The sequence below is a fragment of the Shewanella sp. 10N.286.48.B5 genome, from assembly GCF_002874355.2.
Classification (GTDB): domain Bacteria; phylum Pseudomonadota; class Gammaproteobacteria; order Enterobacterales; family Shewanellaceae; genus Shewanella.
On the sequence record NZ_MCVG02000001.1, the window covers coordinates 1,331,462 to 1,346,010 of the forward strand.

Consider the following 14,549-nt stretch of genomic DNA (forward strand, 5'->3'; position numbering starts at 1 on the left):
GATTATTTAACTAGCCCCGCAAATCCCATAAAGGCAAGCGACATTATGCCTGCGGTAATCATGGCAATAGCACCACCTTTAAAAGGTAAAGGCACGTCAGCCGCCGCCAAGCGTTCGCGCATGGCTGAAAACAATACTAGTACTAAAGAAAATCCAACCGCTGCACCAAAACCATATACTGCAGATTGAATAAAGTTATGATCTTCATTGACGTTAAGTAGGGCGACACCGAGTACTGCGCAGTTGGTAGTGATGAGCGGGAGATAAATCCCTAATGCCCTATGTAAAGAGGCACTGGTTTTTTGTACTAACATTTCAGTAAATTGCACCACAACAGCAATGACCAAAATAAAGCTCATGGTTTTTAGATAGGTGATACCAAAAGGCTCAAGTAAAAATTCGTTGGTTAAGTAGCTAAGTATAGATGCTAATGTGAGTACAAAAGTTGTTGCCATGGACATACCGATGGCAGAAGCTAACTTGCTAGATACCCCCATAAAAGGGCATAGTCCAAGGAATTTTACTAATACAAAATTATTAACTAGCACTGTGCCAATTAACAGTAAGAGATAGTCTGTCATTACTACACTTTTCTATATGAGAGTTCTTTAAGAGATTAGCAGTATTATCTAAGGTTTAGGCTGGTTTAACAACGGATAAAAAAAAGGGTTATGTAAATAATAACCCTTTTTTTGAATAAAGGTCTTACATTGGTTATTTATTTATCTGTTTTCGCGATAATTTCTGGTCTGGCAATGTAATAACCTTGTAAGCCATCAACGAGTAATTTTTCAAGTGTTAGTTTCTCTTCTTGCTTTTCTACGCCTGTAGCGACCACTTTTATGCCAATTCTTTTGGAGATATCAACAATCATTCTTATGAAGAATTTATTGTTGTTGTTTTGATCAATCTTATCGCTATAACTGCTGTCAAGCTTGATAAAATCGGGTTTTACTTCCCTAAAGAATTTGAAAGATGAAAAACCTAATCCAAATTGTTGAATGGCAACCTTAACGCCAACTTTGTGCATCTCATTAACGAAGCGTTGGCTTGCATTTAAGTTCTTCTGCATACCTGATTCATTGACTTCAAAGATTAATCTTGCAGCAACACTGCGGTGGCTAGATAAAATATCTGTTAACCAAGACACAAAGACTTCATGGGTAGCAGATGAGGCACTAATATTGACGCCAAAATTACCCTTAAGGCTTGGATTGGTGCTGAGTAATTGTATGCAATGAACGATGAGCATTTTATCCAAATCGATATTTAATCGATGACGTTCAGCCATTGCGACCACACTGGCTGTGGGTAAATTGGAGCCTTCATTATTAAAGAAACGGGCAAATAACTCACGATAAACATCGACTTGATTATTACAAGGTAAGATTGGTTGTTGAAAAAACTTAACCCCTTTGCGGTTAATGAGGTCATTGATGGTTACTTTCCAGTGGTTATCGCCTAATTGTTCGTTACCATTGAATTTTTCAAGAATATGGTATCTGTTAAGGCCAGATGTTTGCGCGATGCTGACTGCGGTATCCGCGAACACCAATAGCGCGTGAGGGTCAAACTGGTTTTCAAAAGGGACTAAACCGGCATTGGCAATATTATCGGGTTCAATGGTTTGGGCATATTCATCAAAGCTTCTTTTTAGGTTATCTAAAAATCGCTCAGACTCTTTTGTCGTAATACCATGAATAAATAATGCAAAATCACTGCTTGATACCCGGTAAAATTCATTGACTCCCATCTTAGAGCCAGCTGTTCTGATGCAAGTCGCAATTTTATTTAAATAATCATCGCCAGCTTCACGTCCTTGCAACTGGTTTATACTGGCAAGTTCAGCAGCTTTAACAATACAAAGCACGCCAAATTGCTGCTTATCTGATTTCGAAATAGATTTTATTTGATCGTCAAAGCGTCTTCGGGTTGAAAAGCCGGTGACAGCATCCTGATAAGCGGCTTTGGTAAGGGTATCATTTTTGTTATGAAAACTGTCGATGCTGGCTTTTAATTCGCCTCGGCTCTTTTCAAGAGCAATACCTATGGGTTTAAGCGAGCCTTTTAATCTTGAGGTTTCTACAGCTTGAAATGACAGACTAGAAATATTACTGATGTAATCAGATGCATACTTTATCCCTCTGCGGTGCACATGCATTAACAGCGCAAAACTCAGCATAATAACTAAATACGCTAAAATGGTCAGACTCGCTGCTTTTTCAAGGTTAACAAAGCTTGTGGTGATAACTGAACTCGTGTTTAACCGGACTTGCAGGCGAGCGTCAGCAAACGTATTAATATGACCTAATTCGATAGAAAAAATTTTATCTTCAAAGTCGGCGTCAGTTTTAGCTAACGTTCCATAGGTAAAGTTATTATCACTGTCAGTACTGTGGATGTATTGGAAAAATTGGAAGCTAAAATTTTCGCTTAATTGCTGAAAGAGTGCCTGTCCATCACTATTCCATTCTGTAATTGAATTGATTTGGTGCTTGTAATTTTCAATTGCAATATGGCCTTGGCGTTGCATTTCTTTATTTTCAAGGTCATAAATACGAAATAATAACAGACCAAAAATAACAAAAAGTACTAACTGGAAAGATTTTGATAAGCCCATGAATGATCCGTTTCCTGTCTTAAATGCTTGAGTTTAATGAGAATAATGTACTCAAGGTATTATAAACTTAAAAAAGAAATATAACTGTATTAAATTGTAATAGAAAAAGACATAAAAGGAGAGGATTTTAAACTAAAAACGTGAGATATAACATGATGATATGCTAGAGGTAAATCTTGGCTCCCCGGACTGGACTCGAACCAGTGACATACGGATTAACAGTCCGCCGTTCTACCAACTGAACTACAGGGGAATTGAAGATTTATTGAAGTGGCTCCCCGGACTGGACTCGAACCAGTGACATACGGATTAACAGTCCGCCGTTCTACCAACTGAACTACAGGGGAATTGATACTTCATTTTTACAAACATACTATTAAAGTGGCTCCCCAGACTGGACTCGAACCAGTGACATACGGATTAACAGTCCGCCGTTCTACCAACTGAACTACAGGGGAATCGATACTTTAATTTTTACACTATTTTGAAGTGGCTCCCCAGACTGGACTTGAACCAGTGACATACGGATTAACAGTCCGCCGTTCTACCAACTGAACTACAGGGGAATCGATGCTTCAAAATTTGTTTTAATTGGCTCCCCGGACTGGACTCGAACCAGTGACATACGGATTAACAGTCCGCCGTTCTACCAACTGAACTACAGGGGAATCGATTAAAACTAAGATAAAATTGGCTCCCCGGACTGGACTCGAACCAGTGACATACGGATTAACAGTCCGCCGTTCTACCAACTGAACTACAGGGGAATTGCATTTTATCTTTATTTTCAACTAACTAAACTAAATTGGCTCCCCGGACTGGACTCGAACCAGTGACATACGGATTAACAGTCCGCCGTTCTACCAACTGAACTACAGGGGAATCGTCTTTAGCAATGTATTGCTGAGAACGGAGCGCATAGTAAAACGCCCTGATCAATCCGTCAACTCGAGATATAAAAAAAAGTGAAAAATTGATGTTAACTGCTCACCTAATACACATTGAGGCTTATAAATGGCCGTTATGGGTGTTTTTTAGTTAACTTATTTTTTGATTAAAACAGCTTTTAGAAATAAATGCTTGGTATTTCTAAAGCTTATATTTTCATATCGGCGCTAAAACAAGCTGATTTAAATGTTCAATACGCCTAATGTCACTTTTAGATTACTTTTTAGTGCTCAAGTGAATCTGCAAATAAGCCTGCCTGGTCAATTTAAGCTTTATGGTCATTACCACTTGTCGCAACTAAAGGACAGTTAAACGCTTCTATATAAGCTAAGTTCAAGCAAGCTGAGTAAAATAAAGACGTATCCCACTGCTTGGTCAAGCGGCTAATATAAGATGCTCGCTGTACATTTATAGGGCGACTTGAGTTATAGCGTTTGCTGGCTTGATATCTCTAGTCATAACTGCCATCAAATTGATCCATCAGCTAGCGCTATTCGTAACGCTATTAATTGGATTTAAAATTGATTGAAGCTTTGCTTATGTCACAACGCAGGTATCAGCGCTTATTCACCATTCTTAACAACACCGAATAGGGAATACCAATAAAGGTTGCGCAGCAGTTTGTTTCACTCTTGGCAGAATAGTTAAAAATGGAGTAAGTATACTAGTAGTAATGGGTGATATGCAGCTTGAGTGTACTGAGCTAACGTCTTAATTAAAGTAAGTCAGGATATAGACTCAAGCAGGTATTTTAAGCTAAATGCTTGATGTTAATCACATGCTATTTAATTTGCTAAAACCTAATAATCGAAACAGTGCAATTGTTATGTAAATTTTTTCTAGTTCGTAAGTCTAACTTTCAAATGTAATTTTATTTCATGATAGTTTTTTTACGATTTTATTAAACCGCACCTATTGCAATAGCCCATCAGTATTGGGTTAGAGTGACTTATCCACTAAATCTGTGGATAAGCCTGTGTGTTACTCTTGAAATATGCCCTCAAGCCCTTATAAACATTGGTAGTGACTTAAAATCTACCAATATTCAGCATGAATAAAATTCTGTTTAATTTCAGAGTGATAAGAAATGCAATGCTTTTATTCTGATGAATGTTGTTTAGCGAGCCTTAATGTAAACAAGCTTAAGTTAATGTTGTGTATTAAATGGTGCATTCATGAAGGGATTTAGGCACTTTGTTCACCTAATGCAGCCTAAAACTCCGTTTGTAGCAATATTTCATATTTCTAAGCTTGAAATGTAATAAATTACTGCTAAGTGTTGTTTTCTATAAATCTCATTCGCAAAGATGGATGGCTTCAGTATAAAATGCACCTTCAACAAAGAAGGATATATCCTAGTGTCAGAATCGGTTTTTAATCTTGTATCAGACTATACACCTGCTGGTGATCAGCCCACGGCAATCAAGCAATTAGTTGATGGCTTAGATGCAGGCGTGGCTAAGCAGACCTTATTAGGGGTTACGGGCTCTGGTAAAACCTTTACGGTAGCTAATATTATTCAAACCTTAGGACGCCCAACGATTATCATGGCGCCAAACAAAACCCTTGCAGCGCAGTTATACGGCGAAATGAAAGAGTTTTTTCCTAATAATGCCGTAGAGTATTTTGTTTCTTATTATGATTATTATCAGCCAGAAGCCTATGTTCCGGCGTCAAATACCTTTATTGAAAAAGATGCCTCGGTCAATGCGCATATTGAACAAATGCGGCTCTCTGCAACCAAAGCCTTATTAGAACGCAAAGACGTGGTGCTGATAGCCTCAGTGTCGGCAATTTATGGTTTAGGTGACCCCGAACTTTATATGAAAATGCTATTGCATCTTCGTCAGGGTGATCTGATGGGACAAAGAGACATCATTACCCGCTTAGGTGAATTGCAATACACTCGCAATGATATTGATTTACAGCGTGGTACTTTCAGGGTTCGCGGTGAAGTGATTGATGTCTTTCCTGCTGAATCAGAGCGTGATGCAATACGAATTGAATTATTTGATGATGAAATTGAGCAGCTCAGTGAATTTGATCCATTAACAGGGCAGGTTACTAAGCGCTTAGCAAGAACCACAGTCTATCCTAAAAGTCACTATGTCACTCCTCGTGAAACGATTATCGAAGCAACGGAACATATTAAGGAAGAGTTAAGAGAACGCCGTCAGGAGCTTTTGGATAACAATAAGCTAATAGAAGCGCAGCGGATCTCCGAACGGGTGCAATACGATATTGAAATGATGGTCGAACTGGGTTATTGCTCTGGTATTGAAAACTATTCACGCTATCTATCAGGTCGTACAGAAGGCGATGGGCCGCCTACCTTATTAGATTATCTACCAGCAAATGGCCTGCTGATTATCGATGAATCACACGTTACTGTGCCACAAATTGGCGCTATGTATAAAGGTGATAGAAGTCGTAAAACAACCCTAGTTGAATATGGCTTTAGACTACCGTCAGCGTTAGATAACCGGCCGCTTAAGTTTGAAGAGTTTGAGCAATTAATGCCTCAAACCATTTTTGTCTCTGCCACGCCCAGTGATTATGAGTTTGAACAAAGTGATGGCGAAATTGCAGAGCAGGTGGTTAGGCCGACAGGTTTATTAGACCCTGAATTAGAAGTGCGCCCAGTGGCGATACAAGTAGATGATTTGTTATCTGAAATTCCAAAGCGTGTCGCGGCCAATGAAAGGGTTTTAGTCACAACCTTAACCAAACGGATGTCAGAAGATCTTACAGAATACCTCGATGAACATGGGGTGAAAGTACGCTATTTACATTCAGACATCGATACCGTTGAGCGAGTCGAAGTTATTCGTGACTTAAGGCTTGGCGTTTTCGATGTATTGGTGGGGATTAACTTACTTCGTGAAGGACTCGATATGCCTGAGGTGTCTTTAGTGTGTATTCTTGATGCTGACAAAGAAGGCTTTTTGCGCTCTGAGCGCTCTTTAATCCAAACCATTGGCCGCGCTGCACGTAATGTTAACGGTAAAGTGATCTTATATGCTGACAAAATTACCAACTCTATGGCAAAAGCCATGGAAGAAACCGAACGTCGCCGCACCAAACAACATGAGCATAACCTGAAATTAGGCCAAGTACCTAAAGGGGTAGTTAAGAAAATCACCGATGTGATGGACTTAGGCGATCCTCACCGTGGTAACAGTAAACATCAATATACCGCCTTCGGTAAAGTTGCAGAGAAATCGCCTGAATATGGCGATAAAAACACTAAGGTGCTAAGTGTTGCAGAGTTAGCCAAGCAGATTGATGTACTTGAAAAGCAGATGCATCAACATGCGCGAGACCTTGAATTTGAACAAGCTGCAGCCTTAAGAGATGAAGTAAAACAATTGCGAGATAAAATCATTATTAACAGTTAACGATTAAAATATCAGTTCTTAAAAAACCTATTAAGTAATGGCTTAAAGTGATAATTACTTTGCTGAGAGCTTTTTTATTGAATGAAATTCAAAGGTATTTTGCCATATTTAAGCCATAAAAAAACGCGCTAATTAAGCGCGTTTTTATTGAGTGAGCCAGTTAGATTTAGAAGTTGGCTGACTTAGGTGAACGTGGGAATGGGATCACGTCTCGGATATTGCTTACGCCAGTAACATAAGATACTAGACGCTCAAAGCCTAAACCAAAACCTGCGTGTGGCACAGTGCCATAACGACGTAGATCACGGTACCACCAGTAATCTTCTTGGTCTAAGTTCATCTCAGCAAGACGAGCATCAAGAACGTCTAAACGTTCTTCACGTTGTGCGCCGCCAATAATTTCACCAATACCTGGTGCTAATACGTCCATTGCTGCTACAGTTTTACCGTCATCATTAAGACGCATGTAGAATGCTTTGATGTCTTTAGGGTAGTTTTTAACAACAACAGGCGCTTTAAAATGCTCTTCAGCAAGGTAGCGTTCATGCTCTGAATGTAAGTCGATACCCCATTCAACATCAAACTCAAACTTCTTATCACAAGCTTTAAGAATCTCAATGGCATCAGTGTAATCGATTTGGGCGAAGTCACTGGTCACGAATGCTTCTAAACGCTCAATGGCAGTTTTCTCTACTCGTTGAGCAAAGAATTCTAAATCATCACGACGTTCTTCAAGAACGGCTCTGAAACAGAATTTCAGCATGTCTTCAGCAAGTTTGGCCGCATCATCTAAATCAGCAAAAGCCACTTCAGGTTCAACCATCCAAAATTCAGCTAAATGACGGCTAGTATTTGAGTTTTCAGCGCGGAAAGTCGGGCCAAAGGTATACACTTTTGATAATGCACAAGCGTAAGTTTCAGCATTTAACTGACCTGATACGGTTAAGAATGATTCTTTACCGAAAAAGTCTTCGCTGTAATCAACTGTGCCTTGATCGTTACGGGGTAGATTTTCTAAATCTAACGTCGAAACGCGGAACATTTCACCCGCGCCTTCAGTATCAGAAGCAGTGATAAGTGGTGTAGAAACCCAGATATAACCTTGTTCATTGTAAAAGCGATGGATAGCTTGAGATAAACAGTTACGAACACGGGCCACTGCGCCAATAATGTTAGTGCGTGGGCGAAGATGAGCTAATTCGCGTAAATGCTCAATTGAGTGACGCTTAGCAGCCATAGGGTAAGTATCAGGGTCTTCAACTAAACCTGCAACTTCAACCTTGGTTACTTGCATTTCAAATGCTTGGCCTTTACCCGGAGATTCAACAACTTCACCAGTCATGATCACAGAGCAACCAGCAGTAAGCTTTAGCACTTCATTGGTATAATTTTCTAAATTATTCGGTACAACACCTTGAATAGGATCAAAACATGAACCGTCATAAACGGCTAGAAATGAAATACCAGCTTTAGAATCGCGGCGTGAGCGAACCCAACCACGTACCGTAACTTGCGAACCGATCGCAAAGTCACCTTTAAATACAGAAGCGACAGATGTAATGCTCATTGTTGCTTAGTTCTCCAATGAATCAATGATATAAATAGGGGCTTTATATTACCTTGAAATGGGCTTTTCACAAGGGTAAAAGCCGCTTGCAGGCAGATATTTTCACAAGTTTTAACAAACCCAGCAGAATCTGCTTAAAAATATTGCGGCAATATTACTTTTTTATCTGAAAATTCAGTTATAAGCGTATGACAAAGTGATGTATTTAAAACCTGCCAAACTTAACTAGCGGTGATATGTAGATGACCAAGGCTAATACAAGTCTTACTTAGGCTGCTATCAGTGGCTGGCGCTTAGCCGTTTTCCAATTTGGGGATTTTAGTGAGACTTATGCTAATAGAAGCCGCTGTTATAGCGATTAAAATTATAGCTAGTTCCAATATAGCGAGCTCAAAAGGATTGAGAACCGATTATTCTGAGAGCCTGCTTTAACTGTAACACTTGAATATGTCACAGGTAGCGGGTTTGTAATTCGCTAGCTTATTTGAATGGTTGGTATCATCTCGTTTGTAGGGAAACTAAACTTAAGTTTCTTTTATTAACCATTAAAAACGTTAGCTGAATTGTTTAAATGACAACAGAGTAAATTAATGATTGCCGCTGTTACTCCCCAAATGAATTTACCTTGATAGGGCATATAATGGACATCATAAAAGCTGCCATGACGTTGATACTGAATACTGTGTCGATTTTTAGGGTTTAAAAAGTGTTTAAGTGGCACCCAAAAAGCCTCGGCGACTTCTCCTGGATCTAGCGCTATCTCAAAAGGTTGTTTAACAATGCCGATAACTGGGGTTATTTCAAATCCGGTAAAGGTTGTATGGGGCGGAAATGTACCGATCACATCAACATTTTCAGGTAATAAGGCAATCTCTTCTTCAGCCTCTCTAAGGGCAGTAAAAATCATACTGCTATCTTGTTTATCTACTTTACCGCCAGGGAAACTAAATTGACCTGGGTGGGCGCGTAAATGTAATGCTCTTTTGGTTAGCAACAGTTGAAGCTCGCCATCTACTTCGAGTAAAGGCACTAATACCGCGGCTTTTCTAGAGCGAAGCTCTTTTGGTGGGGAAACAATATGGTTTGTTAATGTTTGCAATGAAAAGTGAATATTGAACTGCGTAGTATTCATCAAACGTCCCAGATAATCATATTGGTTTTATAAAAATAAAATGGCGCAAGTCTTCCCTTTAAATTAGCACAATAACCGTAAGTTTGACGGTTTTAAGCTGTTTATAAGCAAAGTTTTATGGCTGTTATTTTACTTTTTAGGCCCTGCAGTAAAATTGGGTTTGGTTTTTTTGCACGTTTGCTGTGCGTTAATGCACCAAAGTGATTGTTTTTAATTACGCTTTTAATTTCGTTTTAAACAAGTTTGTAAATTTAATTTACAATCAGTTGGTTTTAAGATCTTGAAATTTAATCTTTTTATTCTGTAACCTGATTGAAATTAAACTGTCGTTAAACTGTGATGTTGTGCTGGCATGGTAACTGCTGGGTTATTAATCAGTTAAGACATTCGCGAGGGCGACAAATATGGGACTAGGGAAGTTACTGTATTTGCAAGGCGTAGGCGCTGAGTTTATAGATTGCTTTGGCAACAATGTACAGATCCAGCCTCTAGATAGAAATGGAATTTTACAATCCATGTGTGTTAATGATGCATCAACTAAAGGTGCATCAACGAGTGACACGCTAAATGATATTGCTGCTAATCGTTCTTTTGTTAGCTCGACTTTAAGCGATGAATTTATTCAGCAACGGATTTTTGAATTAGATGCCGCGCCATGGTTACAGCCTCTGCATGGGTTTCAATGGAGCTATGTGGATGACCCTATTGTTGAGTTTCATTTACCTGAGCATTTTACTGGCAGCATAAAAGTTGAGATTGAAATTGAACATGGTGATAAATTTCATTTTCCAATCAGCCTCGGCCAAATGCGGGTTGTGGGTGATTATGGCATTGATGGTATCAGTTATCTTAAATATCAGTATCAATTAAATGATGACATTAATGCCCCGCTAGGCCTTGGTTACCACGGTATCAGTGCCACTGTTGAATCTGCAAGCTCCAGTGAAACATATACCGGTCAATTAATGATTGCGCCGCGCAGCGCCTATGTTCATGCTGACAGTAAAACAGCCAAATGGGGGCTTAGCACCCAACTTTATAGCCTTACTAGCCAAAGCCAGTGGGGGATTGGTGACTTTAATGATTTACAAAAGCTCATCGAGTTAGCTGCTGCCAAAGGCGCAGATTTTATTTTACTAAACCCATTACACGCTCTGGATTTACCAGAAAGTGCCAGCCCTTATAGCCCATCAGATAGACGTCGACTTAATCCGTTATACATTCACATCGAGTCAGTGGCTGAATACGCTGCCATTGAAGGGGTTATAACTTCTAAGCTTTGGCGAAATAAACAATATCAATTAGCTCAGTCTAGATTGCTTGATTACTGCGAGATACATGAAACTAAATTTTCTATTTATCAAATGCTGTTTAACGCGTTTATTAAAGAGCATAAAAACAACCACAGTAAACGCTATCTAGACTTTGCCTGTTTTAAGCAACAGCAGGGTGAAGGTTTAAGCCAATATGTCACCCACCAGCAACAGCGAAATTCGTGTTTTACAGATGCAGAATTTCTGTGTTATTTACAATTTATCGCTTATGAGCAATTACTTCAGTGTCAGGCAAAAGCCAAAACTGCAGGCATGTCCTTAGGGCTAATTCGTGATATGGCAGTCGGTGCCTCGCCTACGGGGGCTGAAGTCTGTGCAAATATCGATAATTTTTGTACCAATGCCAATATTGGTGCACCGCCAGATCCTTTTGCCCCTCAAGGGCAAAACTGGGGTTTAACGCCTTTTGACCCTATCAAATTAGCCCAGCATAAATTTGAGCATTTCATTGATTTGATCCGCTCGAATATGGTGTCTTGTGGCGGTTTACGAATCGATCATGTCATGGGCTTATTACGCTTATGGTGGTGGCCTAAGCAGGAAGGTTTAGGCAATGGGGCATATGTGTATTACCCATTGGATACTTTATTAGCCATTTTGTGCCTAGAAAGTCAGCGAGCCCAATGTGTGTTAATTGGCGAAGACCTTGGCATAGTGCCGCCAGAAATTGTCGCCAACCTAGCTAAAGCAAAAATATTTTCAAACGAACTATTTTACTTTGCTAAACATCATGACGGCTTTATGAACCCCGCCTTTTATAAGTCTCACAGTTTGATGATGCTAGCAAACCATGATGTGCCGACATTAACGGCGTGGTGGACTGCGGCAGATATTGAATTACGGCATCAGTTAAATCTGTATGACAACGAGCAACAACTTGATGAGGCGAAATCGCTAAGGCTGATAGAGAAACAACAACTACTGGATTTACTTAGTCAGCATCATCTTATCAAAGCCAATATTGTGATGGGTGAAGTTGATTTTGAGCAATTAATGCTTGCTTGGCTCCAGTTATCGGCATCGGGTAATTCAGCCCTATATAGCATTCAAATTGACGATCTGATCGATGAAGTCAAACCGATAAACATTCCCGGTACTTGGAAACAATACCCCAATTGGTGTCGACGCTTAAGTCGCACTTTAGAACAAATTTCAGCAGATTCAACAGTCAATAACAGGCTCGATGCCATCAATAAAACCAGACGTAGCAAATATATAGATGACAGCGGCAAGCCTGAATGGGCTGTTTACGGCTAATGCGAATAACGAACAGCGTAATCATTAATTCAAACATTTATGGAGCAATGCAAAATGACTAATAATGCCCCTTACTTTAATCATGGAACCGATACCGCATTACTGAGTGGTAATTTTACTGATGTATTTTCATTACTGGGTATGCATAAAGCCGACAATGGCAAATCTTTGATCGTTAGATGCTTCGTCAAAGGTGCAATAGAAGTTGAAGTGATCAGTCTAAAAGATGGTAAAAAAGTCGCTTCATTAACCCAAGTTGATGAGCAGGGTTTATTTGCTGGCACTATGGGACGACGGGTTAAGCCATTTTTATATAGCTTAAAAGTGACTTATCCAATGAGTATTGAAACCATAATCGATCCCTACCAGTTTGGCAGCTTGCTGGATGATGATGACATCTACTTATTTGCTGAAGGAAAGCAGCAAAAAAGCTACCAATTTCTAGGTGCGAACTGGAAGACTATCGCAGGTGTAGAAGGTGTTCATTTTTGTGTCTGGGCGCCGAATGCTCAAAAAGTTGCCGTAGTAGGTGATTTTAATCATTGGGATGGCAGAGCCCATATCATGCGCTTTCATCCTAGTAATGGCATTTGGGAAATATTTATTCCCAATGCTGATGCAGGCCAATTTTATAAATTTAGTGTCACTACACAAGATGGCGCTTTAACTGAAAAAGCCGACCCTTATGCGATTCAAATGCAAGCAGCGCCGGGTAATTCATCGGTTGTTCCACACAAAACTGATTATAAATGGCAAGACAAAAAATGGCTTAAGCAGCGCAAAAAACAGCAACTACATCAATTGCCTATGTCTGTTTATGAAGTTCATCTCGCTTCATGGAAGCGTAAAGGTGAGTGGGGCGATAGTTACCTCAGTTATCAAGACTTAGCTGATGAATTGATTCCATATCTTAAAGAAATGGGCTTTACCCACCTGCAACTGATGCCAATCAGTGAATACCCATTTGATGGCTCTTGGGGTTATCAACCTGTTGGTTTATATGCAGCAACTTACCGCTTTGGTGATCCCGTTGGCTTAAAAGCCTTTATAGATGAATGTCATCAACATGATATTGGGGTTTTATTAGATTGGGTGCCGGCTCATTTCCCTAAAGACCCTCATGGACTGGCTAAGTTTGACGGCAGTTGTTTGTATGAACATCAAGATCCACGTCAAGGGGAGCATCCTGACTGGGACACTTTAATATTTAATTACGGCCGCGGCGAAGTACAAAGCTTTTTACTCAGTAATGCCTGTTATTGGCTTGAAGAGTTTCACTTCGATGGGCTAAGGCTAGATGCCGTGTCTTCCATGCTATATCTCGATTACAGCCGAGAATCTGGTCAATGGCTGCCTAATGAGTATGGCGGACGCGAAAACATTCAAGCCATTGAATTTTTGAAATTGCTCAATGAGCGAATCTATGCCGCCTACCCAGGTGTCACTATGGTGGCAGAAGAATCAACCGCTTGGGGCGGAGTGACTGACACCACTGAAAATGGTGGCTTAGGCTTTGGCTTTAAGTGGAATATGGGCTGGATGAATGACTGCTTGAGTTACCTTAGTCGCGATCCCATTTACCGTAAACACCACCACCATGAAATGACCTTTAGCTTAGTGTATGCCTATACCGAGCAATTTATTTTGTCCTTAAGTCACGATGAAGTGGTGCACGGTAAAGGCTCGTTACTGCATAAAATTCCCGGTGATGATTGGCAAAAGTTTGCCACCTTAAGAAGCTTTTTAGGCTTTATGTGGGGCCATCCAGGTAAAAAACTGCTGTTTATGGGCACAGAGTTTGCCCAACGTGATGAGTGGAATCATAACCAAAGCCTAGATTGGCATTTACTGCAATACGCGCCGCACCAAGGCATGCAAGATTGGGTTAGAGATCTCAATAGCTTATACAGTGAAAGCCCAGCCTTATATGAACTGGACCATCAGCCATCAGGTTTTCAATGGCTGGATTGTGATAATGGTGATGCCAGTATCTTTAGTTTTATTCGCTATGCCAAAGACAGTGGGCAGCATTTAATATTTGTGGTCAATATGACCCCGCAAGTGCATTACGACTTTAGGGTCGGTTTACCTTCTGAAAATGATTATATCGAAGTGCTCAATAGTGATAGCCCGTGTTATGGCGGTAGCGCGGTAAGCAATGACACCATTATTAATACCGATGTTGACTGGCAAGGGATGGCACGCAGTGGTCTGGTGACTGTACCGCCATTGGCGACGATTGTGCTCAGTGTTAAGGTCGCCCGCACCAGTTTAGAATCTGAAGAGGATTAAC

General features: G+C 40.2%; 7 protein-coding genes and 7 tRNA genes. 3 read left to right on the top strand and 11 right to left on the bottom strand.

All coding sequences use genetic code 11. The annotated features are described in order from the left end of the window. Window positions 1–2 precede the first annotated feature (2 nt). The 9 genes from rsxA to BCU57_RS05790 all read right to left on the bottom strand — a co-directional run bounded on the left by rsxA (window position 3) and on the right by BCU57_RS05790 (window position 3,502). Window positions 3–581, bottom strand: a complete 579-nt coding sequence (gene rsxA / locus BCU57_RS05750) for an electron transport complex subunit RsxA (RefSeq protein WP_076536414.1) — start codon at window positions 579–581, stop codon at window positions 3–5. A 137-nt stretch (window positions 582–718) separates the two neighbouring features. Further along, the gene (locus BCU57_RS05755; protein ID WP_102437236.1) at window positions 719–2,620 is read right to left on the bottom strand and encodes a GGDEF domain-containing protein; all 1,902 of its coding nucleotides are present in this window, start codon (window positions 2,618–2,620) and stop codon (window positions 719–721) included. A 177-nt stretch (window positions 2,621–2,797) separates the two neighbouring features. Continuing rightward, window positions 2,798–2,873 (bottom strand) — tRNA-Asn (locus tag BCU57_RS05760). Window positions 2,874–2,891: 18 nt separating this feature from the next. Beyond that, window positions 2,892–2,967 (bottom strand) — tRNA-Asn (locus tag BCU57_RS05765). 35 nt (window positions 2,968–3,002) lie between these two features. Further along, a tRNA-Asn gene (locus BCU57_RS05770) sits at window positions 3,003–3,078 on the bottom strand. A 32-nt stretch (window positions 3,079–3,110) separates the two neighbouring features. Then, window positions 3,111–3,186 (bottom strand) — tRNA-Asn (locus tag BCU57_RS05775). 26 nt (window positions 3,187–3,212) lie between these two features. Beyond that, window positions 3,213–3,288, bottom strand: a tRNA-Asn gene (locus BCU57_RS05780). A gap of 23 nt (window positions 3,289–3,311) precedes the next feature. Then, a tRNA-Asn gene (locus BCU57_RS05785) sits at window positions 3,312–3,387 on the bottom strand. A gap of 39 nt (window positions 3,388–3,426) precedes the next feature. Further along, window positions 3,427–3,502, bottom strand: a tRNA-Asn gene (locus tag BCU57_RS05790). A gap of 1,424 nt (window positions 3,503–4,926) precedes the next feature. Between BCU57_RS05790 and uvrB the strand changes: the two genes are divergently transcribed. Then, window positions 4,927–6,966 (top strand): excinuclease ABC subunit UvrB, encoded by a 2,040-nt coding sequence (gene uvrB, locus BCU57_RS05795; RefSeq protein WP_102438163.1) that lies wholly within the window; start codon window positions 4,927–4,929, stop codon window positions 6,964–6,966. 166 nt (window positions 6,967–7,132) lie between these two features. On the opposite strand, the gene asnS is transcribed toward uvrB, so the two are convergent. Further along, window positions 7,133–8,533, bottom strand: coding sequence for an asparagine--tRNA ligase (asnS, locus tag BCU57_RS05800; protein ID WP_102438161.1), 1,401 nt, complete (start codon window positions 8,531–8,533; stop codon window positions 7,133–7,135). A 538-nt stretch (window positions 8,534–9,071) separates the two neighbouring features. Further along, window positions 9,072–9,665 (bottom strand): CoA pyrophosphatase, encoded by a 594-nt coding sequence (locus BCU57_RS05805; protein ID WP_102438159.1) that lies wholly within the window; start codon window positions 9,663–9,665, stop codon window positions 9,072–9,074. 404 nt (window positions 9,666–10,069) lie between these two features. Here BCU57_RS05805 and malQ point away from each other — a divergent pair, with 404 nt between their 5' ends. After that, window positions 10,070–12,256 carry a 4-alpha-glucanotransferase gene (malQ, locus tag BCU57_RS05810; RefSeq protein WP_102438157.1) on the top strand — a complete coding sequence of 729 codons (2,187 nt, stop codon included), beginning with the start codon at window positions 10,070–10,072 and terminating at the stop codon, window positions 12,254–12,256. 54 nt (window positions 12,257–12,310) lie between these two features. Continuing rightward, a complete protein-coding gene (glgB, locus tag BCU57_RS05815; protein WP_102438155.1) occupies window positions 12,311–14,548 on the top strand; it encodes a 1,4-alpha-glucan branching protein GlgB in 2,238 nt (745 codons plus the stop codon). The last annotated feature ends 1 nt before the right edge of the window (window position 14,549 follow it).

Excerpts from the sequence above, each read along its gene's own strand:
- BCU57_RS05805 (WP_102438159.1), bottom strand. The coding sequence starts at position 9,665 with ATGAATACTACGCAGTTCAATATTCACTTTTCATTGCAAACATTAACA.
- malQ (WP_102438157.1), top strand. The coding sequence starts at position 10,070 with ATGGGACTAGGGAAGTTACTGTATTTGCAAGGCGTAGGCGCTGAGTTT.
- BCU57_RS05755 (WP_102437236.1), bottom strand. The coding sequence starts at position 2,620 with ATGGGCTTATCAAAATCTTTCCAGTTAGTACTTTTTGTTATTTTTGGT.
- asnS (WP_102438161.1), bottom strand. The coding sequence starts at position 8,533 with ATGAGCATTACATCTGTCGCTTCTGTATTTAAAGGTGACTTTGCGATC.
- glgB (WP_102438155.1), top strand. The coding sequence starts at position 12,311 with ATGACTAATAATGCCCCTTACTTTAATCATGGAACCGATACCGCATTA.
- rsxA (WP_076536414.1), bottom strand. The coding sequence starts at position 581 with ATGACAGACTATCTCTTACTGTTAATTGGCACAGTGCTAGTTAATAAT.